The sequence below is a fragment of the Micromonospora sp. NPDC049645 genome, assembly GCF_040675155.1.
Lineage (GTDB): Bacteria > Actinomycetota > Actinomycetes > Mycobacteriales > Micromonosporaceae > Micromonospora.
On sequence record NZ_JBFAOI010000014.1, the window covers coordinates 135,906 to 162,242 of the forward strand.

Below are 26,337 nucleotides of genomic sequence, written 5' to 3' on the forward strand. Positions count from 1 at the left end.
GGATTCGTCCCCGGATGGTACCGGTTGCCCCGTGACGCACGGCCACGCAGGGTCCACGGGACATTGACGCAACGCATATCCTGTGCCCGGCCGATTCACCGGAGGACCTCATGCCGTCGCGGCAGGACCAGCTGCACTCCTACCAGTTCAGCGTCCAGCGGGCAGTCGCCGCCCTGGTCATGCGGGAAACCGATCCCGCGCAGTCGCCGTTTCGGCGGCTGGCCGGCGCCGGCCTGGCCAGCGTCCTGGTCGCGGCGATCGGGCTCGGCGGTTTCGCCCTCTACGGCCTCTTCGCCGGCGGCGGCAAGGGATGGCGCGACCCGGGCGCGGTGATCGTGGAGAAGGAGTCCGGCGCCCGTTTCGTCTACCGCGAGCAGAAGCTGCACCCGGTGCTCAACTACGCTTCGGCGCTGCTCATCGTCGGCGCGGACCGGTCGAAGACCGTGTTGGTGTCCCGGCGCACGATCGACGGAGTGCCGCGCGGCCTGCCACTGGGCATCGCCGACGCCCCCGATTCGCTGCCCGCCCCCGGCCGGTTGGCCAGCACGGCGTGGACGGTCTGCTCGACCGTCCCGGCCGGCGCGGGCTCGCCCCGCTCCGCGCTGCTCATCGGCAGCGCGCCCGACGGCGGTCGACCGCTGGGCGACGAAGCGCTGCTGCTGCGCCACCCCGACGGTGGGTTGCACCTGGTCTGGCACCAGCGGCGCTACCTCGTCCGGGATCCCAGCAGGGTGCTGGCGGCGCTCGCCACCACCCGGGCCCAGGCGGTCCCGGTGGCGCCGGCACTGCTCAATTCGTTGCCCGCCGGCGCCGACCTCGCCCCGCTGGACCTGCCCGCGCTGGGCCGGTCCGCCGCCCGGGTGCCGGGCGCCACGGTCGGCACCGTCTACCTGGTGAGCAACTCCGGCGGCGGCCGGCAGTACGCGGTGGCGCTCGACGCCGGCCTGGCCGGCATCACCGAGTTGCAGGCGGGGCTGTTGCTTGCCCGCACCGGGCAGGGCGAGCCGGTGGCGATGACGTTGGGCCGGTTCGCCGCGCTGCCCACGGTGCCCGATCTCGCCCCCAGCGGCCCGCACGCCCCGCCGCCGACCCCGCCGCGGCTCGCGGCCGGCGACGACGGCGCGCTCTGCACCGGCGTCGCCGACGACGGCGGGGTGGGGGAGGTGCGGTGGGGCGTACCCCTGCGGGACCTGACGGCCACGCCCCGCACCGCGCCGACCGGCGGCGCGGTGCTCGCCGACCACGTGCTGGTGGAGCCGGGCCGCGGCGCGGTGGTCGAGGCCGCCGCGGCGCCGGGCGCGACCGGCGGCGCGGTCTCCGTGGTCACCGACCTGGGCCGACGGTACGTGCTGGCCGACCGGGACGTGCTCGCGATGCTCGGCTACCGCGACGTACGCCCGATGCGGCTGCCGGCCGGGCTGGTCAGCCTGGTGCCCGCCGGCGCCACCCTGGACCCGGCCGCCGCTCGGGCCGTCGCCGCCCCCGACTGAGGATGACGGGTCCCGCGGGCGTCAGTCCGCCGGGCGGCGCAGCACGCTGACCGCGAACGGGGCGTCGTCGCGCCACGGGCGCAGGTCCCAGGTGGCGAAGCGCTGCTCCACCCGTAGCCCGGCGCCCACCGCGTCGGCGTCGAACGCGGTAAGCGGGTATCCGCGCTCGGTGCCGAAGCCCACGGTCAGCACGCCATCGGGTCGCAGGTGCGCGGCCACCCGGCGCAGCACCTCCGGTTCGGTGCCGACGGCGACGAAGGCGAGCACGTTGCCGGCCAGCACCGCCGCGTCGAACGGCTCCGCCTCACCCAGCGCCGGTAGGTCCAGCTCGGCGAGGTCGGCGACCAGCCACGTCGGGCCGGGATAGTCGGCGCGGGCGGCATCCACCAGCGCCGGGTCGGCGTCCACGCCGACCACGGTGTGCCCCCGCTCGGCGAGCGCGGCACCGACCCGGCCGGTGCCGCTGCCCGCGTCGAGGATCCGGGAGCCGGGCGCGACCAGGGCGTCCACCAGTCGGGCCTCGCCGGCCAGGTCCGCTCCCTCGGCCACGAGCTTGCGGAACCGGTCGATGTACCACTGCGAGTGCTCGGGACCGGTGTCGGTCGCCCAGCGGGTCGGGTTGGCCATGGGGCCACCGTAACCGGGCCGGTGGGGGCCCGGCGGGCGACCCGGGACAGCCGGGATCAGGGCAGCCGGGCCACCGTGATGAACTCGTTGTAGGTGAACACCTTCCCGAGCGGCCGGGCGAACGGGAACGAGAACTGCTTCGTGACGGTCAGGCCCAGGTCCCGACAGGTCTCCGCCGCCTCCTCGAAGCCGACGAACCGGACGTGTGAGGCGTCGCTGGCGTACCCGCGTTCCTGCGGGGTGATGAACACGGCCTGGCCGCCCGAGCGCACGTAGGGCAGGTAGGACGAGATGACCTCGCGCGCCTGCTCGGCCGGCAGGTGCTCCAGCAGGTGCGCGGCGAGCAGCGAGTCGAACGCGCCCGGTCGGGCGTGCGGGCTGTCCTTGAACTCCTCCACCGTGTAGGCCTCGAGCCCGGCGGCCCGCGAGTGCGCCACCGAGGTCGGGTTGTGGTCCACGCCGACGCCGTTGCCGTCCAGGTTCTTGAGATTGCGACCCAGGCCGGAGCCGACGTCGAGGGTGTTGCCCAGATTGAGCCGACGCAGATTCCACCGGTACGGCGCCTGCACGTCGAGCAGCTGCTTCCAACGGGCACCACCGAGGCGTTGCAGCCGGTCGGTGTAGTCCTCGCCCGCCGTCTCGGTCGGACGGGTCCGTCGTGCCTGGCTCATGCGCCGGCTCCCTCAGCTGTGCCGGATAAGGACGTGCCGATGGTACGGACATGAGGGCGATTGTGGGGGGCGTCACAGCCCGGCGTTTCCGGACTGTGACGCCAACCCGGTCAGCCCTTCTCCGCGCCGCTGGTCAGCCCCTCGGTGAGTAGCCGCTCGCTGGCGAAGAAGAGGATCACGATGGGCAGGGTGAGGACGACCGACCCGGCCATCAGCACCGTCTTGGGCACCTCCACGCCGTCGGCGAGCAGGGACAGCCCCAGCGACACCGTCCACCGGTCGGGTTTGTCGACCAGGAACAGCAGCGCGAAGAGGAACTCGTTCCAGGCGATCATGAAGTCGTACAGCGCGACCGCCATGATCGACGGCAGGGCGAGGGGCAGGCTGACCCGCCGGATGATGCCGAGTCGACCGGCGCCGTCGATGGCGGCCGACTCCTCCAGACTGACCGGAATGGTCTCGAAGTAGTTCTTCAGCATGTAGACCGAGACCGGCAGTGTCTGCGAGATGTAGACCAGCACCAGGCCGAACAGCGAGCCGCGCAGCCCGGCGAGGCTGAACACCACGAACAGTGGGATCGCGATGACGATCGACGGGAACAGGTAGACCGCGAGGAACAGGAAGTCGACCTGCCGCCGGCCGAAGAACCGCAGCCGGGCCACCGCGTACGCGCCGGGGATCGCGACGAGCAGGGTGAGCACGGTGGCCGCGACGGCGACCAGGCCGCTGTTGCGGATGAAGGTGAGGAATCCCTGGCCGCCGTCGTCGGTGGCCTTGAGCACCTCGGCGTACGTGGCGACGGTCAGCTCGCCGAAGCCGACCACCAGCGCGCCGGGGTCGAGCAGCAGCCGCTCGATGGGGCGCACCGAGAGCACCAGCATGTAGTAGAAGGGGAACACGGTGACCACCAGGAACGCGGCGATCACCAGTCGGCGCAGCCAGCGCAGGCTCACCGTCTCGACCATGTCCCGGTCCATCAGCCGACCCTCCGTCCGAAGAAGCGCAGGTAGATCAGCACGAAGACGATGAGCACCACGGCCAGCACGACCGCCTGCGCGGCGGCGGCGCCGATGTCGGTACGGGCGGTGAGGAACTCGTACACCCGCACGCTGACCACCTCGGTGCCGGCGGCCCCGCCGGTGAGCAGGTAGACGTCGTCGAACTTGTTGAACGTCATGATGAAGCGCAGCACGCCCAGCAGGGCGATCACCGGCAGCAGCTGCGGCAGCAGGATGTGCCGAAACCGTTGGGTGGGGGTGGCCCCGTCGACGCGGGCCGCCTCCTCCAGCTCACCGGGCACCGCCTGGAGTCGGGCCAGCAGGAACAGGAACGCGAACGGAAAGTATCGCCACGCCTCGAACACGATGACCGTGGCCAGCGCTGTCGACTCCTGGGTGAGGAACGGCACCGGCGCGTCCCAGCCGAGCAGCCGCTGACCCCAGTGGTTGACGATGCCGAGTTGCGGGTCGAGCATGACCTGCCAGACGAAGGTGACCGCGACCACCGGCGCCACGTACGGCAGCAGCATGGACGCCCGGACCAGGGTGCGGCCCCGGAACGGCCGGCGGACGACGAGCGCGGCGACCAGACCGAGCAGGATCGATCCGACGGTGCCGCCGATGCTGTAGAGCAGCGTGACCCACAGCGTGTCGGCGAAGCCCGGGGTGTGCAGCACCCGTTCGATGTTGTCCATGGTGAAGTCGCCGAACAGCCCGGTCTTGCGCAGGGTGGCGAGTCGGACCCGCTGGAAGGCGAGCACCACGGTCCAGACGATCGGGATGCCGATCACCGCGATGGTGACGAGCAGGGTCGGCGCGACCAGCGCCAGCCCGGCCCGGGACTCGCGGCGGCGCAGCGTCAGCGGTCGGCGGCGGCGGGCCGGCTCCGGCCGCTCCCCGGTGGGGGAGCGGCCGGTGTCGGGGGCGGTGGTGGTCAATTCACGCCCGCCTTGATCGCCTCGACGTCCTTCTTGGCCCGGCCGGCGGTGGCCGCCGCGTCGGACTTGCCGGAGACGAGGTCACCCAGCACCTTGGGCACCGGAAGCTCGCCGAGCATGGCGCCGACCAGCTTGCCCTGCCCCTGACTGAGCCCCCAGCGCCCGAACGTGTCCGGGCTGCGGCGCAGCGTGCCCAGCACCTCCTCGCCGTACACGTCGGCGAGGGGCTTCTTGCTGTCCACGCCGGCCTGGCTGGTGTTCCACGCGGTGAGGAACGCCTCCGGCTCGGCCGGGGTGCCCTTGCGCACCGGGAAGCGACCCTCCGGGGACATGCCGAACCAGCGCGGGTAGCCGTCGCCGAGCATGTACTCCACGAAGGACTTCGCCGGGTCGGTCACCGCGCCGTCCAGCACGGCCCACGAGCTGATCTCGCCGTACTGGGCGGGCTCGGTGCCGTTCGGGCCCTTGATCGCGGTGACGAACCCGCTGTTCTTCGCCAGGAACGCCGGGTCCGCCTGGCACTGCGGGCAGGTCGGCTTGGCGTCGTTGCGCAGCCCGGCCAGCTCGTCGAGGATGAACGGCGACCAGATCACCATGGCCGCCTTGCCCGCGAAGTAGGTGGCCCGGGTGGTGTCCACGTCCTGCGCGCCCCGCACCGAGCTGGTGCGGATCAGGTCACCGTAGAAGCGGAACGCCTCCACGCACTGCGGTGAGTCCAGGGTGACCTTGCCCGAATCGTCGGCGAGCTGGCAGCCGTTGGCCAACGCCAGGTGCTCGAAGGTCTGCTGGGTGAACACGTCGCTGGGGGCGGTCGCCGCGGTGATCCCGGCGACGCCGCCGGTGTTCAACCGCGCCGCGGCGGCGGTGATCCGCTCGTACGTGTCGGGGGCGGGCAGGCCGGCCGCGGTGAACAGGTCCTTGCGGTAGACGAGCAGCTGCCCCCACCCGTCGCTGGGCACGGAGAGCTGCTTGCCGTCGTCGGAGGTCAGCTCCAACGCTCGGGGGGAGAACGTCTGCCTGCCCAGCCTGTCGACGACCTCCGCGTTCGCCGAGGCGTGCAGCAGCTCGTTGCCGGCCAGCGTGCGGATGCCGGCGAGCGAGACCGACCCGACCACGTCAGGCAGGTCACCGGCGGCGGCGTTGGCGGCGATGAGGGAGGGGAACTGGTCCTCGTTGACGGTCACGAGGTCGACCTGGATCCCGGTCTTCGCGGTGAAGTCCGCGATGATCGCCTTGGTGGCGGTGACCCGGTCGGCCACGTCCTCCAGGCTCCAGACGGTGATCTTCTTGCTGTTGCTGTCCGGTTCGTCGTCTCCGCAGGCCAGCAGGGTGGACGTGGTCAGTGCCAGGATCAGGGTGGTGGCGAGTATCCGCCTCGGAGGTGCTGACATCGGTGGCACTCCTCTCGAAGGGTACATCACGGATCCAACACCTTCGATTGATCAATAGCAAGACATATTGCGATTTTTTGCTATCCTGGAGCCCAGTGCTACCGGGATGTGACACATGGTCAACTGGGTGGTCTCTCTCGCCGGGCCTCGACGCATCAGCCTCGAGCCCTGTCCACCGGATCCGCTCGGCCCCGGCCAGGTCCGGGTCCGCACCTGCTACTCGGGCATCTCCGCCGGCACCGAGCTGACCCTCTACCGGGGCAGCAATCCCCGGCTCAGCAAGGACTGGGACGACACCGCCCGGATGTTCGTCCCCCGACAGACCCCGGTGCCCTACCCGCTGATCGGCTTCGGCTACGAAGAGGTCGGCGAGATCATCGAGGTCGCGCCCGGGGTCACCGACCACCATCCGGGGCAGCTCGTCTGGGGCATCTGGGGGCACCGCGCCGAGGCCGTGCTCGCCGCCGAGGCGGTCCGCGCGCTCCCCGCCGGGCTGGATCCGCTCGCCGCGGTGTTCGCCCGGCCCGGCGCCATCGCGCTGACCGCCGTGCTCGCCGGTGACCTGCACCTCGGCGACTGGGTCGGTGTCTTCGGGCAGGGTGTGATCGGGCTGCTCGCCACCCGGCTCGCCGTGCTCTCCGGGGCCCGCGTGGTGGCCGTCGACCCGGTGCCCGTCCGGCTGGAGCACGCCGCCCGATACGGCGCCCGATCCACCGTGGACGCCACGGTCGCGTCCGCCGCCGCCACGCTGCGCCAGGCCACCGGTGGTCGGGGCGCGGACGTCTGCCTGGAGCTGTCCGGGGCGTACCCGGCGCTGCACGAGGCGATCCGATCCACCACCCACGCCGGCCGGGTCGTGGCCGCCGGCTTCTACCAGGGCCAGGCCGACGCGCTCGGCCTCGGCGAAGAGTTCCACCACAACCGCATCCAGTTGGTGGCCGCCCAGGTCTCCGGGCCGACTCCCGCGCCGAGCATGGCCGGCCGGTGGACCGGAGACCGGGTCGCGCAGACCTTCATGGACCTGGTGGCCGAACGCAGCGTCGACCCGTTGCCGCTGGTCAGCCACATCGTCGACGCCAGCGCGGTCGCCGACGCCCTCGCGCTGCTCGACCGCGGCGCCGGTGACGTCCTCCAAGTCGTGCTGAGGTTCTGATGACCACCATCGCGCTGGCCTGTCAGGAACAACTCCTGCCGGGCACCAACCTGATCCAGAAGTACGCCCTCGCCGCCGCCCTCGGCTACCAGGGCATCGAGCTACGCGGTCGCGGCGACCTCGCGTTCGCCCGCCGGTTGCCCGAGCTGCGCCGGGCCCGCGCCGCCGGGGTGGTGATGCCCACCGTCTGCGTCGAGATGGACCACTTCATCGGCGACTTCGACCCCGACCGGTCCGCCGACGCCGTCCGCAACCTGCGCTCCCAGCTCTCGGTGATCGCCGAGCTGGGCGGCGTCGGGGTGATGACCCCGGCCGCGTGGGGGATGTTCTCCCGGCGGCTGCCGCCGTTCGAGCCGCCGCGCCCGCCGACCGGCGACCGGCAGGTGCTCCTCGACGCCCTCGGCGAGCTGGGCGAGCACGCCCGGGCCGAGGGGGTCACCCTCTTCCTCGAACCCCTCAACCGGTACGAGGACCACATGGTCAACCGGCTCGACGAGGCGGTGACACTGTGCGCCGCGCTGGGGTTGCCGTCGGTCCGGGTGGTCGCCGACACCTTCCACATGAACATTGAGGAGGACGACGTGCACCGCGCGCTGCGCGCCGCCGCGCCGTACCTCGGGCACGTGCAGGTCAGCGACTCCAACCGGTACCAGCCCGGCGCCGGGCACCTGGACTGGCCGGCGCTGGTGCGGACCCTGCTGGAGCTGGACTACCGGGGCTGGCTGGCCCTGGAGTGCCGACTCCGCGGCGACCCGGTCCGGGCCCTGCAACAGGCCGCCACGGTGCTGCGGCACGCGCTGCCCCGGCGGGCCGCCGCGTGACCGCCGCCGCCGCCCGCACGGGTGGCCCGACCGAGCTTGCCGGGCTGCGTCGACTCGCCACCGACACCCTCGACGCCAACTGGGAGCACGACCACACCGTCCCCTCACGCACGCTCTACCCGCACCAGTGGAGCTGGGACTCCGCGTTCATCGCGATCGGGCTGGCCCAGGTCCGCCCCGACCGAGCCTGGCGGGAGCTGGCGAGCCTGTTCCGGGCGCAGTGGGCCGACGGGCGGGTGCCGCACATCGTGTTCAACCCCGCGCTTCGGGTCGGCGCGTACTTCCCGGGGCCGGAGATGTGGCGCTCGGACGACGTGCCGGATGCGCCGGCGGTCGCCACCTCCGGCCTGGTCCAGCCGCCGGTGCACGCGCTCGCCGCGTTGCTGGCGTACCGGCGGGCCCCCGACCCGACCGGCCTGGCCGCGCTGCGCCGGCTCTATCCCGCGCTGGTCGGCCAACAGCGTTACCTGGCCGACCGGCGGGACGTGGCGGGCGACGGCCTGGTCTGCGTCGTGCACCCGTGGGAGTCCGGGCTGGACAACAGCCCGGCCTGGGACGAGCCGATGGCCGCGGTGCCGGCCGAGGCGGCCGTGATGCGCGCGTACCGTCGGCACGACACCGCGCACGCCGACGCCGCGCACCGCCCCACGGACCTGGACTACGCGCGCTACCTGGCGATCGTCGCCGCCTACCGCGACCACGGCTACGCCGATCGGGACCTGGCCACCAGTCATCCGTTCCTGGTGGAGTGCCCGCTGTTCAACGCGGCGTTCGGGGCCGCCGAACACGCCCTCGCCGAGATCGCCGCGCTTCTCGGCGCCGACCCCGGGCCGCACCGGGCCCGCGCGGCTCGGATCACCGAAGCCCTCGTCCGCCGGCTGTACGACCCGAACACCGGCACGTTCCAACCCCGTGACCTGCGTACCGGCCGACTGGTCGAGGCTCGTACCGTGCTCGGCTTGACCCCACTGATCCTCCCGGACCTGCCGACCCGGCAGGTCGACGCGCTGGTCGTCGAGGCCCGCTCGGCGCGTTTCGGGGTGGCCCGGCGGATGGACCGGCCGCTGCCCACCTACGACCGCACGGCACCCGACTTCGAGCCGCTGCGCTACTGGCGCGGCCCGAGCTGGCTCAACATCGGCTGGCTGGTCCGGCGTGGGCTGATCACGCACGGGCACCCGGAGTTGGCCGCCGGGCTGCGCCGCTCGATGATCGGTCTGGTCGCCGGGGCCGGCTGCCACGAGTACTTCCACCCGGACACCGGAGTCGGGCTGGGCTCACCGGCGTTCAGTTGGACGGCCGCGCTGCTGCTCGACCTGCTGACCGACTGAGCGTGCCACCGGTGGTAGCGTGCCCGATCCGGGCGGCCGGAGGGAGCAGCGTGCGCGAGATCGACAAGGTGGCGTGGATCGTCGTCGAGGACGGGCGGGTGCTGAGCACCCGATCGGAGGGCAAGGACGTCTGGTACCTGCCGGGTGGAAAGCGCGAGGCGGGCGAGACCGACCTGGAGACCCTGCGCCGGGAGATCCGCGAGGAGTTGAGCGTCGAGGTCGACGTGCCCGGCGCCGTGCATTTGGGCACCTTCACCGCCCAGGCGCACGGCCACGCGGCCGGCGTCACCGTGCGGATGACCTGCTACCGGACCGGATATCAGGGACGGCTGCGGCCGGCCAGCGAGATCGCCGAGATGGCCTGGCTGGGGTACGCGGACCGGCACCGCACCTCGACGGTGGACAAGATCATCTTCGATCACCTGCTGGCTGAGGGCCTGCTGCGCTAGGGCAGTTTGTCGCGGCCGGCCGGGGGTAACCGCCCGAGCGTGACCGACGGCGACGGGTTCCCGTACTTCATCGACGCGGTGTCCCAGCGGTCCGGCCTGCCGGCCGAGCAGGCCGCCGCGCTCGCCCGCGCCGTGCTCCAGACGTTGGCCGAGCGGGTGACCGGCGACGGGCCCGACGACCTCGTCGGGCACCTCCCGAACGAGGTCGACGGCTACCTGAGCAGCCCGGCCCCGGACCCCACCGGGGCCTCCGGTCCAGCCCCGGCCGGGACCCTCGCGCCGGCCGCCAGCGCCGACGGGTCGACCAGCGCCGACGGGTTGACCAGCGGCGTGGGCCTGGAGGTCGGCGGTGCCGGCGCGACCCCGATGGACGCCGGCCCGACGGAGTTCCTTCGTCGGGTGGAGCAGCGTGCCGGGGTGGACCCGGCCACCGCCCGGGCCGGAACCGGCGCGGTCTTCGCGACGTTGCGGGCGGCGATGACCGTCCGGGAGTTCCGGGAGATGGTGGCGCGACTACCGCGCGACGGCGGGTTCTGACCCGTTCTTCGGAACTGGCTTACGGCTCGGGCGCCTCCTCGGGCTCGGTGACCCAGGCGGAGAAGACCGGCACCCCGTGCCAGGGCCCGGTGACCCCGTCGGCCCGGGTGTCGGTGGCGACCGCCACCACGGCGTAGGGGTGGCCGAAGCGCAACTCGGCGGTGCGGGCCACGCCCTCCGGCGGAAGGCTGGTCAGCCCGAACATGCCGGTCACCGCCGCCGCCTCGAAGCCGTACCGGTCGAACCGGGCCACCGCCGTCTGCCGCGCCTCGAAGCGCTGCACCGGTAGCGCCATCGTCGCCGCCAGCGTCGCCGACGCGGCCGGAAAGCCGAGCGCCGCGCCGGCCAGGTCGTGCTCGCTCCGGGCCGACCAGCAGGGGAGGACGGCATGGTGTCGCTCCTCGCGGCCGTCGCGGGCCCGGGTGCGTACCCGCTCCTCACTGACCGTCCACAGCGGAGTGTCACCGAGCGGCAGGTCGAACAGCGAACGGCTGCCCGCCGGTTGCGCGCCGTCGGCCGCGCCGGCGCTGAGCTCGTACGCGACGGCCAGCACCTCGACCGACGGCACCTGCGCCGCGGCGGCCACCGAGAGGACCACCAGCCCCGCGCCGTCGGTCGTCTGCGCGGGTGCGGCGTGTACGACAACATCGCCGGCGCGGGCGGTGGACACGATGGCGCACCGGTGGCCCTGGCTCGGGCTGCGCAGCGCCCGCCGGAGTCGGCGCGCCCACGGGCTGCCGGCGCCCAACGCCCGGGCGTCGGCGACGTCGAATGGCGTCGCCCAGGACACCCGGGTGGCCAACGCGCTGGCCAGGGCCAGCACCACGTCCGGCCCGACCCGCAGCGGAAACGTCTCGATCAGGCCGAGGGTGTGCTCGCGCGCCCAGGCGTCCAGCCCGGCCTGGTCGGGCAGTACGCCGACGTCGGTCGTGCGGGGCAGCGCGGCCCGCCACGCCGTCGGCCCACCGTCGCCCTGCCCCGGTCGGTGCCAGAGCGCGGTGGCCGACCCGACCAGCGGGTGCGGCGCGTCCAGCAGCGTTCGGGCGACCTCGGCCGCGCTGGCCAGATCGGTGCCCAGAGCCTGCGCCAGATCCGCGGCGACCGGGTCGTCGGTGTCGGCCACGCCGGTGGCGCAGAGCGCGAGCAACAGCCAGGCGCCGAGCGGGGAGGCGACGTGGTGCCGGTCGCCGGCCGTGGCGTGCAGCCGCGCGGCGTACCCGGAGAGCGGCCCGTGCAGATCGGTCCTCATTCCCCCACTCTGCCCCCCGGCCCGGCTCAGGACCACAGCTCGAACGGCTCGTCGATCTCCGCGCCGGTGAGGAACGAGGTGATCAGCCGGGGGAGCTGCCCGGGGTAGAACCGCTCCCGACTGGCCTCCACCTCGGGCAACGGCCACCAGCGGAAGCCGAAGTAGTCCTCCCGCTCGTAGTCGAGCCGGTCCGCCTCGTCCACGTCCGGGCCGGGGCCGGGCAGCCGTACGCTGACCACCACCTCGTCCTGGACGTGCCGCAACTGGCGGTGCAGGAAGCTGGCCCGCCGCCTCCAGGTCGGGCTGCCCACCTGGTCGACGGTGACCACGATGCCGGTCTCCTCCCGCAGCTCCCGTACCGCCGTGTCGCGATAGGTCTCACCGGGGTCCATGCCGCCGCCGGGCAGCTCCCACCAGGTGCCCAGCCGGGGGTGGTCCGGGTCGCGGGTGTGGAACAACAACACCCGGTCGGCGTCGTCGGTGACCACCACCCGCACCGCGCGTCGCTTGAGGATCGGCAGGTCGCGGGGCAGCTCGTTCATCCGGCCAGTCTGTCGCACCGCCCGGCGCGGCGACGGGTAGGCTGCCCGCCGTGGCTGGTCTGTTGAGGAATGTCGCGGCTCGCATCTCCCGGGTCGGTGCGGTGATCCCGTCGCCCCGGCGTACCGGGCCGGCTCCGGCGCAGGTGGCCCGCCGCCGTCAGGTGAGCGCCCTGCAACGTCGGGAACTGACCTACGCTCCGGAGCGGGACGGTCAGGCCGACCCCGGTGAGATTGTCTGGACGTGGGTGCCGTACGAGGACGACCCCCGGCAGGGCAAGGATCGGCCGGTGCTGGTCGTCGGTCGGCACAGCCGGACCCTGTTCGGGCTGATGTTGTCCAGCCAGAGCGAGCGGGACGGGCAGCGGCACTGGTTCGCGCTCGGGCCGGGTGAGTGGGACCGCGACAACCGGCCCAGCTGGGTTCGGCTGGACCGGGTGCTCACCATGCGCGAGGACAGCATCCGCCGCGAGGGTGCCGTGTTGGATCGGCCCCGGTTCGACCGGGTCGGGCAGGCGTTGCGCGCCGGCTACGGCTGGCGCTGACCGTCCACCGCCCCACCGGTGGGGCAGCTCGACAGGCACCCATCCCTGGGCATGACGCCCGGTCGGGACAGGCCGGGGGCACTGTTCAGGCGGACTCTCGGCTTGGGCCAACCCCGGCACCCCGTGCGTCCGGTGGCGGGTACGGCTGGTCGGCGAGGAGCCGGGCCAGGTGCGCGCTGTTGAGCGCGAGGGCCTTCGTGGTGCGGCCGGTGGTGTCGGGCTTGGGGCCGGCGTCGCGGTAGTCCACCGTGTGCAGTGCCTCGCCGACCCAGTAGGTCGCGGCGGCGGCGGCGATGGTGAACCCGACCTCGTTGAGCGCCTGTTGCACCTCACCGATGGTGTGGTGGGCGCCGTCCTCGTTGCCGACGACGGCGACCCCGGCCACCTTGCCGTAGGTGCGCAGTCGACCCTCGGCGTCGGTCTCGGAGAGTTCGGCGTCGAGGCGTTCGAGAACCATCTTGCAGACGCTGGCGGGCTGACCGAGCCAGATCGGGGTGGCGATTATCAGCACCTGGGCCGCCATCAGCTTGGCGCGGATCGCCGGCCAACCGTCGCCGCCGCCCTCGTCGGTGGACACCCCGAAGCGCACGTTCTGGTCGACCACCCGGATCATCTCGCCCTCCACGCCCTGCGCGGCCAGCTCGGCGAGCACCTCCCGACCGAGTTGTTCGGCGCTCGATGGCGCCGGGGACGGTTTGAGGGTGCAGTTCAGTACGAGGGCACGGATGGTCGCCACGTCGATTCCTCTCGGCGGTCGTGTCGGGCTACCGGCTTCCCATACCCGTAGACCACGTCTCAGAACGCGCCTGCCCGGTTTGGTGATCGGATGACCGAAGAATCCCCCCGCGCCGTGTCTGCGGCACTCGCCGAGGTCGTCCGGGGCGGACAAAGAGAAAGGCAGAGAGCGCATGCGCTCTGTGCCACCTCCAACCTATGTCGGGAGATTCCATGATCGATGTGATCGTTGCTGGCGGTGGCCCGACCGGCTTGATGCTGGCCGGCGAGTTGCGGCTGCACGGGTTGCACGTGCTCGTGCTCGAGAAGGAGACCGCGCCGACCAGCTACGTTCGCGCTCTCGGCCTGCACGCGCGCAGCATCGAGGTGATGGACCAGCGGGGTCTGCTGGAGCGGTTCCTCGCCGTCGGTCAGCAGCATCCGGTCGGGGGCTTCTTCGCCGCCATTCCCAAGCCGTCGCCGGGCGGGCTGGACAGCGCGCACGCCTACGTCCTCGGCATTCCGCAGACCACCACCGACCGTCTGCTGAGCGAGCACGCCAGCGAGGTCGGCGTCGAGATCCGGCGGGGCGCCGAACTGGTCGGGCTGAGCCAGGACGACGACGGGGTGACCGTGCAGCTGGCCGACGGCGTCCGGCTGCGTGCCCGCTACCTCGTCGGCTGCGACGGTGGTCGCAGCACCGTACGCGGGCTGCTCGGTGTCGGCTTTCCCGGCGAGCCCAGCAGCGTCGAGACCCTGCTCGGCGAGATGGAGGTGGGAGTGCCGCCGGAGACGGTGGCCGAGGTGGTGGCCGAGATCCGCAAGACCCATCTCCGATTCGGTCTCGGGCCCCTCGGGGACGGGGTGTACCGCGTCCTCGTCCCGGCCGAGGGGGTGGTCGAGGACCGCTCCGTCGCACCGACCATCGAGGACTTCGCACACCAACTGCGGGTGTACGCGGGCACCGACTTCGGCGTCCACTCACCGCGCTGGCTCTCCCGCTTCGGTGACGCCACCCGCCTGGCCGAGCGTTACCGGGTCGGTCGGGTGCTGCTGGCCGGCGACGCCGCGCACATCCACCCGCCGACCGGCGGGCAGGGGCTCAACCTCGGCATCCAGGACGCGTTCAACCTCGGCTGGAAGCTGGCCGCCGACATCAACGGCTGGGCGCCGGAGGGGCTGCTGGACAGCTACCACGACGAACGGCATCCGGTGGCCGCGGACGTGCTGAACAACACCCGGGCGCAGATGCTGCTGCTCTCACCCGAGCCGGGGCCCCGGTCGGTGCGTCAGCTGTTGTCGGAGCTGTTGGACTTCGAGGACGTGAACCGGTACCTGATCGAGAAGATCACCGCGATCGGGGTCCGCTACGACTTCGGCGCGGGCCACCACCTGCTCGGGCGCCACATGCGCGACGTACGCCTGAGGCGGGGGCGCCTCTACGAGCTGATGCACGCGGGCCGCGGGCTGCTGCTCGACCAGACCGGCCGGCTCTCGGTCGCCGGTTGGGCGCAGCGGGTCGACCACGTCGTCGACGTCAGCGAGGAGTTGGACGTGCCGGCCGTGCTGCTGCGGCCGGACGGTCACGTGGCGTGGGTCGGCGACGACCAGAGCGACCTGCTCGGCCAACTGCCCAGGTGGTTCGGCGCGCCCGTCGCCTGAACGTCAGCGCTCCGCCAGGGAGGCGCTGTCGAGCAGTTGTCGGGGTGACCGGGTGCCGCCGAGGCTCTTCGCCTGGTACATGGCCGCGTCGGCGCGGCTGAGCGCGTCGGTGAGCTGGGCCGGGCCGGTCACCGGGGCGAGCCCGACGGAGGCGGTGACCCGGACGCTGCACCCGCTCAACCGGATCGGCGCGGCGACGGTCTCGCTGAGACGGCGGGTGGAGTGCTCGATCCAGCGGCGGTCGACGGTGGGGCTGGAGAGCAGCCCGGCGAACTCGTCGCCGCCGAGGCGGGCGACGAGGTTGTCCCCGGCGAAGCCGGCGAGCCGCTCGGCCACACTGATCAGCACCTGGTCGCCGGCGGCGTGCCCGTACCGGTCGTTGATCTGCTTGAAGTCGTCCAGGTCGAGCACCACGGCGATCAACGGCTGGCCGGCGGCGTCGGTGAGCAGGGCGGCTGCCAGGCGGTAGAAGGCGCGGCGGTTGGGCAGCCCGGTGAGCGGGTCGTGACTCGCGGCGTGCCGCTCGGCGGCAAGCTCGGCCTGGAGGTGGCCGATCTCGGCCTCGGCGCGCAACGCCCGACGGCGTAGCTGCCAGGAGGAAAGCAGCGCGCCGGCCGCGCAGACGCCGGAGGCGACACTCATCGGATCCGGCACGAACCCTCCCATCGCCGCGACCGCCTCCAGCCTTCGGTCGACGCGGCACGCCGCGTCGGGCCCAGTTTTGCCTGATCGCGCCCGTGTGGCGGTAACTCAAAGTGAACGGATGGGCACCGATCTTGTGCGTTATCATGCTCGCCGTCGGGTGCAGATGCAATAGCAGATGCACGTGCAGAACCGTCCAATGTCGATACCGCACCCCCTCGCCGTTACCGCTCCTCCCACGGCCACCGGCGGGCTCGTAACAGAAAGACGCCCCCATGCAGCAGCCACCCAATGGCGTACCGATCCACCAGTTGCCTCCGCTGAGCTGGCAGAAGAGCCGCCGCAGCAACCCCAGCGGCAACTGTGTCGAACTCGCCGAACTGCCCGGGGGAGCGGGCATCGCGGTCCGCAACTCACGGCACCCGGAGGGGCCGGCACTGATCTACACGGTCGATGAGATCGCCGCCTTCGTGCTCGGTGCCCGGGACGGGGATTTCGACCATCTGATCGACTGACCGTCCGGGGTGGGTCGTCCCGTCGACGGAACTTATTCACCGGCGCGGAGGAGTTCACCTCACTATCGGTCCATGGCATGCTTACACGTCGGCCGGGCCGGGGCGCCCGGCCGCCGTGGGTCGGTGTCCGGAGGTCCGCACGTGACGATGGTTCCCGCCGAGGGTGGCCCGACAACCGGGCCGACCGTGCTGCGCATGCTGCTCGGTGCCCAACTGCGCCGCCTGCGGGAGTCCAGCGGGGTGACCCGGGAGGGCGCCGGTTGGGAGATCCGCTCCTCCGAATCCAAGATCAGCCGGATGGAGCTGGGTCGGGTCGGCTTCAAGGAGCGCGACGTCGCCGACCTGCTGACCCTCTACGGCGTCACCGACGAACACGAGCGCGACGCGTTGCTCAAGCTCGCGCGCGACGCGAACAGCCCCGGCTGGTGGCACCGCTACGGCGACGTGCTGCCGTCCTGGTTCCAGTCGTACCTGGGCCTGGAGGCCGCTGCCGCGCTGATCCGCAGCTACGAGGTGCAGTTCGTGCCCGGCCTCCTGCAGACCAAGGAGTACGCCCGGGCGGTCGTGCTGCTCGGGCACGGCGCGGCCGGTCCGGGCGAGATCGACCGACGCGTCGCGCTGCGGATGCAACGTCAGCAGTTGCTCCGCCGGGACAACCCGCCGCAGCTCTGGGCCGTGGTGGACGAGGCGGCGTTGCGCCGACCCATCGGCGGCGCCGAGGTCATGCGCGGTCAGCTCGCCGCGCTCATCGAGGCGACCAAGTCGCCGCACATCCGGCTCCAGGTCATCCCGTTCGCCGCCGGGGGCCACGCCGCCGCCGGGGGCGCCTTCACCATCCTGCGCTTCGGCGACCAGGAGCTGCCGGACATCGTCTACATCGAGCAGCTGACCAGCGCCATCTACCTCGACAAGCGCGACGATCTGGATTACTACGCGGTGGCCATGGAGCGGCTCTGTGTCGAGGCGGAGCCGCCGGAGCGTACGCCGGAGATTCTCGGCCGGCTGCTGGACGACACCTACCCGCTCTGATCCTGGGCCGTGGCGGCCCGTTCTCCGCTGACGTATTGACCGACGCCGACTGTCGGGGTTAATCTCTGTATCGATCCAGACTGAATCGATACAGAGAGGTGCCCGGTGAAGCCAACACTGCAAGACGTGGCCGACGTCGTCGGCGTCTCCCGCAGCACCGTGTCCAACGCCTACAGCCGCCCCGACCAGCTCTCGACCACCCTGCGCGAGCGGATCCTGGACGCCGCCCGGCAACTCGGGTACCCCGGCCCGAACCCCACCGCGCGCTCCCTGCGCCGGGGCTTCGTCGGGTCGATCGGGGTGCTGTTCACCTCGCAACTGTCGTACGCCTTCACCGACCCGTTCGCGGTCCGCTTCCTCGCGGGTGTCGGCGCGGCCACCGAGCAGCACGGCACGAGCATGCTGCTGGTGCCGCTGTCGCGGGCGGTCACCGACGCCCGACGGGCCGTCGAAAACGCCGCCGTCGACGGGTTCTGCGTCTACTGCGTCGCCGACGAGGAGTGGGCGTTGGACGTGATCCGCCAACGCGGCCTGCCGTTCGTCAGCACGGCCCCCCGTGACAACGCCAGCGCCGACGAACGGTTCGTCGGCATCGACGAGCGGGCCGCCGCGCGCAGCGCGGGCGCGCACGTCGCCGGGCTCGGGCACCGTCGGGTGGCGTTGCTCGCCGACTCCGTGCTGCCCGACGCGCCGGCCGGCCCGCTCACCCTGGCCGGGGTCGACCAGGTGCGGCATCCGACCACCCGCGGTCGGCTCGGCGGGTTCGCCGACGCCTTCGCCGAGGTCGGCGTCGGCTGGGACGAGCTGACCCTGGTCAACGTCACCGGCAACAGCCGCCCCGCCGCGGCCGCGGCCGTCGCCGGGCTGTTCGACCAACCCGCACCGCCGACCGCCGTGCTGGCCGGCTCCGACGTCCTCGCGCTCGGTGTGCTGGACGCCCTGGCGGCGCGGCCAGCCCATGATCGTCCAACGGTCTCGGTGACCGGCTTCGACGACGTCCCCGAGGCCGCCGCGGCCGACCTCACCACCGTCCGGCAACCGGCCGAGGAAAAGGGCCGGATCGCCGCCGAACTGCTGCTCGACCCGCCCGCGGACGCCGCGGCCGGTCACGTCCTGCTGCCCACCGCACTCGTCGTCCGGGGCTCCACCGGACCTGTCCCGAGGAGTTGACCATGGAACTGCCCACCGGCTACGTCACCGCGCTCGACGCCATGAACCGGCACGTCAACTCGGCCCGACCGGACGCCCCGGTCCAGGTCGACCGCCCCCGCCGGGCACTGCTCGCCCCGACCCGGCAGGCCACCGCTCTCGCCCTGCGTCGGCTCGCCGACCGCATCCAGCCGCGACCGCTGCCCGGCGCGCCCCGCTGCTCCTGACCGGAACCAACCCCATTGCGGCACGGACGGGACGAACCGTGTGGGGTCGGGCACGCAGAGTGGTCGAGTAGGGCGTTGCCAGGCAGACTGGGGAAGCCATGTCGCCGTTCATGCCCACTCTCCGCCTCCACGACCGCTACGTACTGCACGAGCGGATCGGTCTCGGTGGCATGTCCGAGGTGTGGCGCGGTGACGACGAGGTGCTCGGCCGACCCGTCGCGATCAAGGTGCTCGCCGGGCAGTTCGCCACCGATCCGCAACTGCGGGCCACCATCCAACGCGAGGCCCGCGCGGCCGCCCGGCTGACCCACCCCCACGTGACCCAGGTGTACGACTACGCCGAGGCGACCCTGGCCGGCGGCGTCGTGGTCCCGTACCTGGTGATGGAGTTCGTCGACGGCCACAACCTGGCCGACCGGCTGCGGACCGGGCCGCTGCCCTGGCCGGAAGCGGTCCGGGTGGCCGGGCAGATCGCCGCCGCGCTGGCCGCCGCGCACCGCATCGGTGTCGTGCACCGCGACGTCAAGCCCGGCAACGTCATGCTCACCGACACCGGTGCCAAGGTGCTCGACTTCGGCATCGCCGCCCTCGGCAGCCTCGACAGTCAGTCCGGCGAACCGCTGATGGGCACCCCCGCCTACTTCGCCCCGGAGCGACTGACCGCCGGCCCACCCGACCCGGCGAGCGACGTGTACGCCCTCGGCGCACTGCTCTACCGCACCCTCACCGGGCGGGCGCCACTACCCGTGCAGAGCTGGGAGGACGCGCTGGAGGTGCACCGGCAGGGCACTCCGGTGCCACCGCTGCGGGTGCCCGGCCTACCCGCCGACATCGCCGAGCTGACCGTCGCCTGCCTGGCCGCCAACCCGGCCGACCGACCGAGCGCCGCCCACCTGGCCCGCCGATTCGGCGCCGGTCAGCCGGTCGAACCGCCCACCGAGTTGCTGCGCCTCCGGCCGGCCGCCCACCCGCCCACCCTGATCGACCGATCGGTGGTGGCCCGCCCCGCCCAGGTGGCCGCCGCGCCGGCCCGCCGCCGATCGCGTCGGCCCCTCGCCGTGCTCGTCGCGGCCGTTCTCGCCGTGCTGATCGGCGTCGGCGCGCTGCTCGCGGAAAATCCGCTCAACAACCCGAGCACACCCGACCCGGCCGAGATCGCCGGGCCGCCGTCGACCTCCGCGCCGTCGCCCGCGGCCACGACGCACTCGCCGACACCGGCCGTACCATCCTCGCCGGCGCCCCCCGCCAGCACCGCGCCCCCGACCGTCGGGCAGCAGGTGCCGGTCAGCTTCCGGGAGGTGACCAGCGAGTTCGCCGCCGTCCTCGCCGGCGCGGTCGCGCGCGGCGACGTCGAACGGAAGACCGCCGACGAGCTGCGTGACGATCTCGCCGACCTCAGCCGCCACACCAGGGACCGGGCAAAGCGCGTCGCCGACCTGCGCGAGCACATCGCCGAGCTGGCGGAACGCGACCGCCTGCCAGCGCGGACGGCCGCTCAACTCGACGCTCTGCTCACCCAGGCCGACGGCTTCTCCAATGGTCGTACGGACGACTGATACCTGCGTCGATGCCGCTGGCATGATGTCCCGATGCGGACACGTCTGATCTTCGTGCGACATGGCGAGTCGGTCCATCAGATCGAGGGGATCGTCGGCGGACCACGCGGCTGCCGGGGCCTCACCCCGCTCGGCCACGAGCAGGCACACGACCTGGCCAACCGGCTCGCCGGTGAGGTCGCCGCCGACGGTCCGGTGGCGGTCTACTCGTCCGTGCTGCGCAGGGCCGTCGAGACCGCGGAACCGATCGGCGCGGCGCTCGGCGTCCGACCCGTGGCCGACTGCGGCCTGTGCACCTGGCACACGCCCCCGTACGCCGACGGCCTGCCGGTCGCCCGCTTCCGCACCGAACACGCGGTGCCCGGGGGCGGTGTGTTCCGGCCGTTTGAGGAGGGCAACGAGAGCTGGGCCGAACTGGTGGTGCGGGTCAGTCGCGCGATCATGGAGATCGCCCACCGGCACCGCGGCTCCACAGTGGTCCTCGTCGGCCACAGTGAGACCGTCGAGGGCGCGTTCCACGCCCTCGCCGCGCAGCCGGTCTTCCGGGCGTTCGACCTGGACGTGGCCCCGGCCTCGATCACCGAATGGACCAGTGACCACGACCCCGGCGGCTGGCCGCCGGCCCGGTGGACGCTGCGTCGCTTCGCCGACGTCGGCGGGTGGGCCAGACGCTGACCGGTGTCGCCGGGCGGCGGAGCTATTCGGCGGCGAGGATCTGCTCCCGCAGGATCTCCGCGTGCCCGCAGTGCTGGGCGAGTTCCCGCAGCACGTGCAGGTAGACCCAGCGCAGCGGCACCGGGCCGCGCCGGTGGCCGCGGAGCACGTCGTCGAGACCCAGCGTGGAGGTGGCGCGGCGGGAGGCGTCGCAGGCCGCGCGGTGCGCGCGCTGGACGGTGGCGATCGTGTCGCCGTCGTCGAGGATGAACGAGTCGTCCGCCGTCGGGGGGATGCCGATCTCGGCGCGCGACCGGCACGTGACCGCCTCGTCGAACCAGACCTTCTCCACGAACGCGGCGTGCTTCACCAGGCCGAGCAGCGTGGTCCGGGACGGCACCAACGACCGGCGTGCCTGCTCCTCGGTCAGCCCGTCCAGGTAGCCGTTGAGCGCCCAGCGGTGCTCGTCGATGAACGCCTCGAGCTGCGCCTGGGCTGAACGGCCGACGACGTCATCGGCGAAGGTTCCCGGAAAGGAGGTCACCCCGGAAGCATTTCAACCTCGTCGGCGACGCGCAAACACGGCACCCCGGCCGACGGAGACGGCAGCGCCACGGACAGCCGGGGGACAGCGCTCATGAACCGACCACGACGCGGTCGCCGTCCGCCACCCGGCCAGGACGGACCACCCTCGCGTACGCGCCGACGCACGGCTGGGGACCCGCTCCGGGCAGCGGCTCGATCCGGTTGAGCCGGGCCGGCACCCGCAGCGCCTCGGGCTCGCGGGGCAGCGGGCCGTGCGCGAGCGTCGGCACCGCGCAGCGCGGCGTCGGGGCGAGCACGGCGAGAACCAGGTCCGGGCCCACCCGCAGTTCCCGTCCGACCCAGCTGTTCTCGGCGAAGGCAGCCGTGTCCGTGTCGAGCACCAGGTTGGGCCGGTAGCGTTCCACCGTCCCCGCCCCGGGGGGTAGGTGCCCGGCGATCCGGTCCAGGGTCGCGGTGGTGACCAGGTGAATCGGAGCGAAGTCGAAGAAGGTGCCGGGCAGCACCGACCCGAGCCGGCTCTCGTCGGCCGGGACCTCGTCGGTCAGGCCGGCGGCGAGCACCGCCTCCGGGTGGGAGCGCAGCAGGGTTGCGCCGGCCGGTACGGAGTCGACCAGGGTCACCGGGCGGCCCGCCGCCGCGCTGAGCACCGCGTCGATGTCGGGGTCCTCGGCCGACAGCTGTCGGCCGTCGGCCAGGGTGACCCGGACCGGGTCGGTCGCCCCGCCGGCCGCCCGTAGCGTGAGCAGGCCGCGCCAACGGTGGGGTTGCTTGGCGCTGGCCACCCGCCCACTGGTCTGGTCCAGCAGGGCCAGCCGGCGGTCACCCGCGACGCCGGTCTCGTCGATGTCGGCGGCCGGAAGGCGTTCCCCGAGCAGCGACTTCACCGGGTACCGCCGCAGCCGCACCACTCGTCCGGAGATCATGACGTCACCCTAGCCGCGCGGGTCGCCGCCACGGTCGGGCCACCTACGGCGGCCGGTCAGTCGATGCTGGCGGTGATCGACTCGCCCGGGTCGATGCCCGCCCGGGCGTACACCTCGCCGTCGGACGCCCAGATGCCCGACCGCCCCGCCGCCTCGGTGTAGCCACCGCCGGTCGACCCGGCGAAACTCGCCACCACCACCCAGACCCGGTGCGTGGTGGCGACCCGGTGGGCCCGCTGGTCGATCACGGACGCGTCGCCCGCCGACTCCAGGACGCCCGCCGCGTACACGTCGATGCCGAGCGCCGCGGTCCGCGCCGCGTGCGCGGCCACACCGGTGTCCTTGCAGATCGCCAACCCCACCCGCCAACCGTCCACATCGCACACCGCCGGCGCGTCGCCGGGCCGGAACCGCCGGGCCTCCGCGTCCCCCAGCCACACCTTCCGGTACGCCACCGCCACACCGTCCCCGGTCACGGCCAGCATCGCGATGTGCTCACCCGCGACCGGCGCACCGGCCAGGGCCAACGTGCCCGTCTCGGCGCACGCCTCGACCAGCGGCGCCAACCGCGGGTCGTCGACCGACACGACCGGTGCCGCCAACTCGTACCCGGTCAGCGACAGCTCCGGAAAGACCACCAACCGGGCACGCGCCGCGCGGACCGCGACGGCGTGCGACCGCGCGTTCTCCGCGACATCCAGGGGTACGCACGGCGGCTGCGCCACCGCGAGCCGCAGCGGGGTGCGGTCTTCCACACCCCCAGCGGTGCGGTCGGCCCGCGCGGCCCGGTGGTCGGCCTCATGGTCGACTCTCAGGATCGCTTCGTAGCGTGGGGGCATGATTCGAATGTCCCACGCCGTGCTCGCCACCGGAACCTCCAGCGCCGCCGCTGAACCACCCCAGGGTGGGATCGTCGGCTACGTCAGTGACCTGGTGGAACGGCTCGGCGGCCCCGGCGCCGGTCTGGCGGTGGCGCTGGAGAACCTGTTCCCGCCCATTCCCAGCGAGGTGATCCTGCCGCTGGCCGGTTTCGTCGCCGCGCAGGGCCGGATGAGTCTGGTCGGTGCGATCTTCTGGACCACCCTCGGCTCGGTGGTGGGCGCGTTGGCGCTCTACCTGATCGGCGCGTCGCTGGGGCGCGACCGGATGCGTGCCATCGTGGCGCGGCTACCGCTGGTCAAGCTGAGCGACGTGGACCGGACCGAGGCGTGGTTCCTCCGGCACGGCGTGAAGGCGGTCTTCTTCGGCCGGATGATCCCGATCTTCCGGAGTCTGATCTCCATCCCGGCCGGCGTGGAGCGGATGCCGGTGCAGACCTTCCTGCTCTACACCACCCTGGGCAGCCTGATCTGGAACACCACCTTCGTCCTCGCCGGCTACCTGCTCGGGGACAACTGGCACCTCGTCGAGGGGTACGTCGGCACACTCCAGAACGTGGTGATCGTGGTCTGCGCGGCGGCCGTCGCCTGGTTCGTCGGGTCGCGCGTGCTGCGAGCCCGCCGCGCCGCGCGGAACCCCGAGCCGACCGACGCCGAGCCGCGCCCACTGAACTCCGTGCCCGACCCGGGCGGTCGCGGCACCCTCTACCGAAGCGAATCCTGGGCCTCCGACGAGCGCTGACGAGTCAGGGTGGGCGCGGTAGGGCTTGCCGGCACCCCTGATGGCTCGGCGAGTGGGCTATCGGGCGGTGCGCGGCACGGAAGGGGCAAGGTGGCGGAGGAGCGACGAACCGGCCCGTGGTGGGGCCGACTCCGGCTTCCGGTCGGCGTCGCCGTCGGGATCGCGACGGCCGCCGTCGAGCTTGCCTTCCTGGCCGTCGTCGCCGTCACGTTCACCGCCTCCGCGCTCGTGCCGGTGGCCGGTCACCGGCTTCGCGATCTGACCGAGAGGTACGCGGTTCGGCTGCTGCGTCTGGAACGGCACCGCCTCACCGGGCTGCTCGGCGCGGACGAACTGCCGACACCGCACGACGTGCCGACCGGGCGACAGGTCGGCTACCTGGCCGCCCGGCTGCTACCCGGCACACTCGGCCTGCTGGCGTACGCCGTGCTCGGCGTCGGCGTGGTGCTGGCCGGGATCGTGTTACGCGCGGCGGTGCGCGGTGAGCTGACCCTCCTCGACGCCCTGTCACAGGTCGCCGTCGGGGCGGTGCTGCTCCTGCTCAACGTCCAGGCTCTCGCCAGTGTCGCCGCGCTGGACGTCCGGCTGGCTCGACGACTGCTCGGGCCGGGAAGTAGGGCCGAGCTGACCCGGCGGGTTCAGGAGCTGACCACCAGTCGAGCGGGCGTCATCGCCGCCGTCGACGCGGAACGGCAGCGCATCGAACGCGACCTGCACGACGGCCTGCAGCAGCGGTTGGTGGCCCTCGGCATGCTGCTCGGCCGGGCCCGGCGCGCCCGCGACGCGGACCGCACCCGCGCACTGCTCGCCCAGGCCCACGAGGACGTGCAGCGGGCCGTCGAGGAGTTGCGCGACGTGGCCTGGCGGGTCTACCCGTCCGCACTCGACGGCAGCGAACTGGGCGAGGTCCTGGCCATCGTCGCCCGCCGCTCCGAGGTGCCGGTGCGAATCACCTGCCAGCTGCCCGTACGCCCCCATCGGCAGATCGAGACGGTGCTCTACTTCGTGGCCTGCGAGGCGCTGACGAACGCGGCGAAGCACGCCGCCGCTAGCCTGGTCACGGTTCAGATCGAGGCACGGGAGGGGTGGGTCCGGATGCGCGTGCACGACGACGGCGTCGGCGGTGCGGACCCGGCCGGGCGTGGACTGTCCGGGTTGGCGCGACGCGCAGCCGCGCAGGACGGGCGGCTGTGGGTGACCAGCCCGGCCGGTGGCCCGACGGACGTGCTGGTGGAGTTGCCGTGCGACTAGTTCTCGCCGAAGACTCGACGCTGCTCCGGGAGGGCCTGACGCGGCTGCTCGCCGAGGAGGCCCACGAGGTGCTCGCGGCGGTCGGCACCGCGGCCGAGCTTGTCGAGGCGGTCGGACGGTCCCGTCCCGACGTGGTGGTCACCGACGTCCGGATGCCCCCCACCCACACCGACGACGGTCTGCGTGCCGCCCTGGAGATCCGTCGACGCTGGCCGGACACCGGCGTCCTCGTGCTCTCCCAGTACGTCGAGCGGCGTTATGCCGGCCGGTTGCTCGCGGACCGTCCTGAGGGGGTCGGCTACCTCCTCAAGGACCGGGTCGCCCAGGTGGACGACTTCCTCGACGCACTCGACCGGGTTGGCGCCGGCGGCACCGCCCTCGACCCCGAGGTGGTCCGTCAGGTGGTGGCCGGCTCGCAACGGCCCGACCCGCTCGGTCGACTCACGCCACGCGAACGGGACGTGCTGCATGAGATGGCCCAGGGCCACACCAACCTCGCCATCGCCCAGCGGCTGCACGTATCGCAGAGCGCCGTGGAAAAGCACGTGAACGCCATCTTCGACAAGCTCGACCTCACGGAAGCGACCGGCTACAGCCGGCGAATCCTCGCCATCCTGCGCTACCTGGGCACCTGACCCGCCCGCCGCCCAGCTGACGGGGTGACCCTGGGTGGTTTGCCCGGTTCCGGGTGGTGCTGGGGTGTGGCGGGCCGCACCCGTGGGCCGGAATCGCGGCCGGGTCGGGGTCGTTACACACCCTGACGATCGCAGCACCACCGGCCCACGCTCCCCGCCTTCACGGCCTGGGGATGGGTCGTGCGGGTTGGAATGCCGGCCCGCGTCCGGTCGTTGCAGTCCCCGCGACCGGCCCCGTTCGGGGCACCGCCCGAGCTAGGGGCAAGCCCCCGGGAATGACCCCGGCCCGTGGGTCGTTACACACGGTTCCGGCGCCACGAGCCCCCGCTCGTCAGGTCGCCGACCCCGACGCCGAGTAACCGTAGGCGTCACCCCCGCAAAGACTTTCCCCTTGTTTGTGCAGCGCCGGACGAGGTGCTCACACCCTGACCGCCGTCCCCCTGTTTGGCGGCCGGGGTGTCCTACCCCCGAAGGA

29 protein-coding genes are annotated in these 26,337 nt (G+C 72.8%); 17 read left to right on the top strand and 12 right to left on the bottom strand.

What is annotated here, in order from left to right:
• Nucleotides 1-110: 110 nt before the first annotated feature.
• Complete coding sequence (gene eccB / locus AB0J33_RS26015; RefSeq protein ID WP_363616841.1) at nucleotides 111-1,490, top strand: type VII secretion protein EccB; 1,380 nt, start codon at nucleotides 111-113, stop codon at nucleotides 1,488-1,490.
• Between the two features lie 21 nt (nucleotides 1,491-1,511).
• Here the strand turns inward: eccB and AB0J33_RS26020 are convergent, their stop codons facing one another.
• From AB0J33_RS26020 to AB0J33_RS26040, 5 genes are all read right to left on the bottom strand, one after another.
• Nucleotides 1,512-2,117 carry a class I SAM-dependent methyltransferase gene (locus tag AB0J33_RS26020; protein ID WP_363616843.1) on the bottom strand — a complete coding sequence of 202 codons (606 nt, stop codon included), beginning with the start codon at nucleotides 2,115-2,117 and terminating at the stop codon, nucleotides 1,512-1,514.
• Between the two features lie 56 nt (nucleotides 2,118-2,173).
• Nucleotides 2,174-2,788: a methyltransferase domain-containing protein gene (locus AB0J33_RS26025; protein ID WP_363616845.1), complete on the bottom strand. Its 615-nt coding sequence runs from the start codon at nucleotides 2,786-2,788 to the stop codon at nucleotides 2,174-2,176.
• Between the two features lie 110 nt (nucleotides 2,789-2,898).
• Entirely contained in the window at nucleotides 2,899-3,765 is an 867-nt protein-coding gene (locus AB0J33_RS26030; protein ID WP_363616847.1) for a carbohydrate ABC transporter permease, read from the bottom strand.
• A complete protein-coding gene (locus tag AB0J33_RS26035; protein ID WP_363616849.1) occupies nucleotides 3,765-4,724 on the bottom strand; it encodes a sugar ABC transporter permease in 960 nt (319 codons plus the stop codon). The genes AB0J33_RS26030 and AB0J33_RS26035 overlap by 1 nt, the downstream gene beginning before the upstream one ends.
• Nucleotides 4,721-6,115, bottom strand: coding sequence for an extracellular solute-binding protein (locus AB0J33_RS26040; RefSeq protein WP_363616851.1), 1,395 nt, complete (start codon nucleotides 6,113-6,115; stop codon nucleotides 4,721-4,723). Before AB0J33_RS26040 ends, AB0J33_RS26035 begins: the two co-directional genes overlap by 4 nt.
• Nucleotides 6,116-6,230: 115 nt before the next feature.
• On the opposite strand from AB0J33_RS26040, the gene AB0J33_RS26045 reads away from it, so the two are divergent.
• The 5 genes from AB0J33_RS26045 to AB0J33_RS26065 are packed head-to-tail and all read left to right on the top strand — an operon-like array spanning nucleotide 6,231 to nucleotide 10,406.
• Nucleotides 6,231-7,268 carry a zinc-binding dehydrogenase gene (locus tag AB0J33_RS26045; RefSeq protein WP_363616853.1) on the top strand — a complete coding sequence of 346 codons (1,038 nt, stop codon included), beginning with the start codon at nucleotides 6,231-6,233 and terminating at the stop codon, nucleotides 7,266-7,268.
• Nucleotides 7,268-8,089 (top strand): sugar phosphate isomerase/epimerase family protein, encoded by an 822-nt coding sequence (locus AB0J33_RS26050; RefSeq protein WP_363616855.1) that lies wholly within the window; start codon nucleotides 7,268-7,270, stop codon nucleotides 8,087-8,089. The genes AB0J33_RS26045 and AB0J33_RS26050 overlap by 1 nt, the downstream gene beginning before the upstream one ends.
• The gene (locus tag AB0J33_RS26055) at nucleotides 8,086-9,420 is read left to right on the top strand and encodes a hypothetical protein (protein WP_363616857.1); all 1,335 of its coding nucleotides are present in this window, start codon (nucleotides 8,086-8,088) and stop codon (nucleotides 9,418-9,420) included. Before AB0J33_RS26050 ends, AB0J33_RS26055 begins: the two co-directional genes overlap by 4 nt.
• 50 nt (nucleotides 9,421-9,470) lie before the next feature.
• Nucleotides 9,471-9,869: an NUDIX domain-containing protein gene (locus AB0J33_RS26060; RefSeq protein WP_363616859.1), complete on the top strand. Its 399-nt coding sequence runs from the start codon at nucleotides 9,471-9,473 to the stop codon at nucleotides 9,867-9,869.
• A gap of 39 nt (nucleotides 9,870-9,908) precedes the next feature.
• A complete protein-coding gene (locus AB0J33_RS26065; protein ID WP_363616861.1) occupies nucleotides 9,909-10,406 on the top strand; it encodes a DUF2267 domain-containing protein in 498 nt (165 codons plus the stop codon).
• A gap of 19 nt (nucleotides 10,407-10,425) precedes the next feature.
• Here AB0J33_RS26065 and AB0J33_RS26070 read toward each other — a convergent pair whose 3' ends face one another.
• Together AB0J33_RS26070 and AB0J33_RS26075 are read right to left on the bottom strand one after the other, a co-directional pair.
• Entirely contained in the window at nucleotides 10,426-11,655 is a 1,230-nt protein-coding gene (locus AB0J33_RS26070) for a hypothetical protein (protein WP_363616863.1), read from the bottom strand.
• 26 nt (nucleotides 11,656-11,681) lie between these two features.
• Nucleotides 11,682-12,197, bottom strand: a complete 516-nt coding sequence (locus tag AB0J33_RS26075; protein WP_363616865.1) for an NUDIX domain-containing protein — start codon at nucleotides 12,195-12,197, stop codon at nucleotides 11,682-11,684.
• Between the two features lie 50 nt (nucleotides 12,198-12,247).
• On the opposite strand from AB0J33_RS26075, the gene AB0J33_RS26080 reads away from it, so the two are divergent.
• The gene (locus AB0J33_RS26080; protein WP_030336385.1) at nucleotides 12,248-12,739 is read left to right on the top strand and encodes a type II toxin-antitoxin system PemK/MazF family toxin; all 492 of its coding nucleotides are present in this window, start codon (nucleotides 12,248-12,250) and stop codon (nucleotides 12,737-12,739) included.
• A gap of 85 nt (nucleotides 12,740-12,824) precedes the next feature.
• On the opposite strand, the gene AB0J33_RS26085 is transcribed toward AB0J33_RS26080, so the two are convergent.
• On the bottom strand, nucleotides 12,825-13,475 hold the full coding sequence (locus AB0J33_RS26085; protein WP_363616868.1) for an NAD(P)H-dependent oxidoreductase: 651 nt from the start codon (nucleotides 13,473-13,475) through the stop codon (nucleotides 12,825-12,827).
• 212 nt (nucleotides 13,476-13,687) lie between these two features.
• On the opposite strand from AB0J33_RS26085, the gene rox reads away from it, so the two are divergent.
• Nucleotides 13,688-15,115, top strand: a complete 1,428-nt coding sequence (gene rox, locus AB0J33_RS26090; protein ID WP_363616870.1) for a rifampin monooxygenase — start codon at nucleotides 13,688-13,690, stop codon at nucleotides 15,113-15,115.
• Between the two features lie 3 nt (nucleotides 15,116-15,118).
• Here rox and AB0J33_RS26095 read toward each other — a convergent pair whose 3' ends face one another.
• The gene (locus tag AB0J33_RS26095) at nucleotides 15,119-15,769 is read right to left on the bottom strand and encodes a GGDEF domain-containing protein (protein WP_363616872.1); all 651 of its coding nucleotides are present in this window, start codon (nucleotides 15,767-15,769) and stop codon (nucleotides 15,119-15,121) included.
• A gap of 263 nt (nucleotides 15,770-16,032) precedes the next feature.
• Between AB0J33_RS26095 and AB0J33_RS26100 the strand changes: the two genes are divergently transcribed.
• The 6 genes from AB0J33_RS26100 (at nucleotide 16,033) to AB0J33_RS26125 (ending at nucleotide 20,908) form a co-directional block, all read left to right on the top strand.
• Nucleotides 16,033-16,272: a DUF397 domain-containing protein gene (locus AB0J33_RS26100; protein WP_363616874.1), complete on the top strand. Its 240-nt coding sequence runs from the start codon at nucleotides 16,033-16,035 to the stop codon at nucleotides 16,270-16,272.
• A 141-nt stretch (nucleotides 16,273-16,413) separates the two neighbouring features.
• Nucleotides 16,414-17,301: a helix-turn-helix transcriptional regulator gene (locus AB0J33_RS26105; RefSeq protein WP_363616876.1), complete on the top strand. Its 888-nt coding sequence runs from the start codon at nucleotides 16,414-16,416 to the stop codon at nucleotides 17,299-17,301.
• 126 nt (nucleotides 17,302-17,427) lie between these two features.
• Nucleotides 17,428-18,471: a LacI family DNA-binding transcriptional regulator gene (locus AB0J33_RS26110; RefSeq protein ID WP_363616878.1), complete on the top strand. Its 1,044-nt coding sequence runs from the start codon at nucleotides 17,428-17,430 to the stop codon at nucleotides 18,469-18,471.
• Nucleotides 18,472-18,473: 2 nt separating this feature from the next.
• Complete coding sequence (locus AB0J33_RS26115) at nucleotides 18,474-18,677, top strand: hypothetical protein (protein ID WP_363616880.1); 204 nt, start codon at nucleotides 18,474-18,476, stop codon at nucleotides 18,675-18,677.
• A 110-nt stretch (nucleotides 18,678-18,787) separates the two neighbouring features.
• Nucleotides 18,788-20,233 (top strand): protein kinase, encoded by a 1,446-nt coding sequence (locus AB0J33_RS26120; protein WP_363616882.1) that lies wholly within the window; start codon nucleotides 18,788-18,790, stop codon nucleotides 20,231-20,233.
• Between the two features lie 33 nt (nucleotides 20,234-20,266).
• Nucleotides 20,267-20,908 (top strand): histidine phosphatase family protein, encoded by a 642-nt coding sequence (locus AB0J33_RS26125; protein ID WP_363616884.1) that lies wholly within the window; start codon nucleotides 20,267-20,269, stop codon nucleotides 20,906-20,908.
• Between the two features lie 22 nt (nucleotides 20,909-20,930).
• Here the strand turns inward: AB0J33_RS26125 and AB0J33_RS26130 are convergent, their stop codons facing one another.
• From AB0J33_RS26130 to AB0J33_RS26140, 3 genes are all read right to left on the bottom strand, one after another.
• Nucleotides 20,931-21,431 carry a DinB family protein gene (locus AB0J33_RS26130; RefSeq protein ID WP_363616886.1) on the bottom strand — a complete coding sequence of 167 codons (501 nt, stop codon included), beginning with the start codon at nucleotides 21,429-21,431 and terminating at the stop codon, nucleotides 20,931-20,933.
• Nucleotides 21,432-21,522: 91 nt separating this feature from the next.
• Complete coding sequence (locus AB0J33_RS26135; protein ID WP_363616888.1) at nucleotides 21,523-22,356, bottom strand: MOSC N-terminal beta barrel domain-containing protein; 834 nt, start codon at nucleotides 22,354-22,356, stop codon at nucleotides 21,523-21,525.
• 56 nt (nucleotides 22,357-22,412) lie between these two features.
• Nucleotides 22,413-23,111, bottom strand: coding sequence for a carbon-nitrogen hydrolase family protein (locus tag AB0J33_RS26140; RefSeq protein WP_363616906.1), 699 nt, complete (start codon nucleotides 23,109-23,111; stop codon nucleotides 22,413-22,415).
• Nucleotides 23,112-23,193: 82 nt separating this feature from the next.
• Here AB0J33_RS26140 and AB0J33_RS26145 point away from each other — a divergent pair, with 82 nt between their 5' ends.
• The 3 genes from AB0J33_RS26145 (at nucleotide 23,194) to AB0J33_RS26155 (ending at nucleotide 25,862) form a co-directional block, all read left to right on the top strand.
• Entirely contained in the window at nucleotides 23,194-23,976 is a 783-nt protein-coding gene (locus AB0J33_RS26145; RefSeq protein WP_363616890.1) for a DedA family protein, read from the top strand.
• Between the two features lie 90 nt (nucleotides 23,977-24,066).
• Nucleotides 24,067-25,227, top strand: coding sequence for a histidine kinase (locus AB0J33_RS26150; RefSeq protein WP_363616892.1), 1,161 nt, complete (start codon nucleotides 24,067-24,069; stop codon nucleotides 25,225-25,227).
• Entirely contained in the window at nucleotides 25,218-25,862 is a 645-nt protein-coding gene (locus AB0J33_RS26155) for a response regulator transcription factor (RefSeq protein ID WP_363616894.1), read from the top strand. The genes AB0J33_RS26150 and AB0J33_RS26155 overlap by 10 nt, the downstream gene beginning before the upstream one ends.
• Nucleotides 25,863-26,337 lie beyond the last annotated feature (475 nt).

What these genes read in the sequence shown, in the direction of transcription:
- AB0J33_RS26135 (WP_363616888.1), bottom strand. Translation starts at nt 22,356, where the DNA reads ATGATCTCCGGACGAGTGGTGCGGCTGCGGCGGTACCCGGTGAAGTCG.
- AB0J33_RS26145 (WP_363616890.1), top strand. Translation starts at nt 23,194, where the DNA reads ATGATTCGAATGTCCCACGCCGTGCTCGCCACCGGAACCTCCAGCGCC.
- AB0J33_RS26070 (WP_363616863.1), bottom strand. Translation starts at nt 11,655, where the DNA reads ATGAGGACCGATCTGCACGGGCCGCTCTCCGGGTACGCCGCGCGGCTG.
- AB0J33_RS26030 (WP_363616847.1), bottom strand. Translation starts at nt 3,765, where the DNA reads ATGGACCGGGACATGGTCGAGACGGTGAGCCTGCGCTGGCTGCGCCGA.
- eccB (WP_363616841.1), top strand. Translation starts at nt 111, where the DNA reads ATGCCGTCGCGGCAGGACCAGCTGCACTCCTACCAGTTCAGCGTCCAG.
- AB0J33_RS26040 (WP_363616851.1), bottom strand. Translation starts at nt 6,115, where the DNA reads ATGTCAGCACCTCCGAGGCGGATACTCGCCACCACCCTGATCCTGGCA.
- AB0J33_RS26075 (WP_363616865.1), bottom strand. Translation starts at nt 12,197, where the DNA reads ATGAACGAGCTGCCCCGCGACCTGCCGATCCTCAAGCGACGCGCGGTG.
- AB0J33_RS26025 (WP_363616845.1), bottom strand. Translation starts at nt 2,788, where the DNA reads ATGAGCCAGGCACGACGGACCCGTCCGACCGAGACGGCGGGCGAGGAC.
- AB0J33_RS26045 (WP_363616853.1), top strand. Translation starts at nt 6,231, where the DNA reads ATGGTCAACTGGGTGGTCTCTCTCGCCGGGCCTCGACGCATCAGCCTC.
- AB0J33_RS26050 (WP_363616855.1), top strand. Translation starts at nt 7,268, where the DNA reads ATGACCACCATCGCGCTGGCCTGTCAGGAACAACTCCTGCCGGGCACC.
- AB0J33_RS26020 (WP_363616843.1), bottom strand. Translation starts at nt 2,117, where the DNA reads ATGGCCAACCCGACCCGCTGGGCGACCGACACCGGTCCCGAGCACTCG.
- AB0J33_RS26115 (WP_363616880.1), top strand. Translation starts at nt 18,474, where the DNA reads ATGGAACTGCCCACCGGCTACGTCACCGCGCTCGACGCCATGAACCGG.
- AB0J33_RS26125 (WP_363616884.1), top strand. Translation starts at nt 20,267, where the DNA reads ATGCGGACACGTCTGATCTTCGTGCGACATGGCGAGTCGGTCCATCAG.
- AB0J33_RS26120 (WP_363616882.1), top strand. Translation starts at nt 18,788, where the DNA reads ATGCCCACTCTCCGCCTCCACGACCGCTACGTACTGCACGAGCGGATC.
- AB0J33_RS26100 (WP_363616874.1), top strand. Translation starts at nt 16,033, where the DNA reads ATGCAGCAGCCACCCAATGGCGTACCGATCCACCAGTTGCCTCCGCTG.
- rox (WP_363616870.1), top strand. Translation starts at nt 13,688, where the DNA reads ATGATCGATGTGATCGTTGCTGGCGGTGGCCCGACCGGCTTGATGCTG.